General features: G+C 64.5%; 1 protein-coding gene. It reads left to right on the plus strand.

What is annotated here, in order from left to right; translation table 11 throughout:
• Nucleotides 1–149: 149 nt before the first annotated feature.
• Entirely contained in the window at nt 150–494 is a 345-nt protein-coding gene (locus TR48_RS38280) for a hypothetical protein (RefSeq protein WP_152628426.1), read from the plus strand.
• The last annotated feature ends 190 nt before the right edge of the window (nt 495–684 follow it).

Here is a 684-nt window from a genome sequence, read left to right on the forward strand (position 1 = left end):
CTGCTGTCCGCCCATGCCGACGGCAAGTCCATCGTCGACGAGACCAGCGCCAGAGCCGCTGTCGCCGAGGTCACCGCCGAACGAGAGCGCGTTTGAATCCGAATCGGGGTCCGAAACGCGACCCATGCCAGGATCAGGGCATGTCAGTCGTGAGCAAGCTGCAGATCAAACCGGGCCAGAGCATCGCCATCCTGGGCCGACCGAGCGATGTCGACCTCGGCGTGGAAGGCGGAGACGACGCCGCAACCGCCGAAGCGGTGATCGCCTTCGTGACGGTTTCGGGAGACCTGCTCGGAGCCGATGCCCAGGCAGCACTGTCCGCCGCGCGGCGCGATGCTCTCGCCTGGGTGGCCTATCCGAAAGCCAAGAAGCTCGGCACGGACCTGAACCGGGAATCCCTGGCCGCCGCACTCATGGGACAGGGCGTACAGCCTGTGCGACAGGTGGCCATCGACGACACCTGGTCGGCACTTCGTTTCCGACCAAACCGCTGAGCCAAGAGGCGTAACTGACGACCGCGCCCACCCATGGGCACCTTGGGTATCCAAATGACAGCTTGAAGATCAACAGGCTCTCTGGAACCTCACGAGCGGGCTTTGTTCATCCGTGGGCGTCACCATCGTTCCGCACAGACCCCTACATGGGCGGCTGCAGCCTCCGCTCGGTTGGTGTAGAGCCTGATCG

The organism is Streptacidiphilus neutrinimicus (genome assembly GCF_000787815.1).
GTDB classification, from domain to species: Bacteria; Actinomycetota; Actinomycetes; order Streptomycetales; family Streptomycetaceae; genus Streptacidiphilus; species Streptacidiphilus neutrinimicus.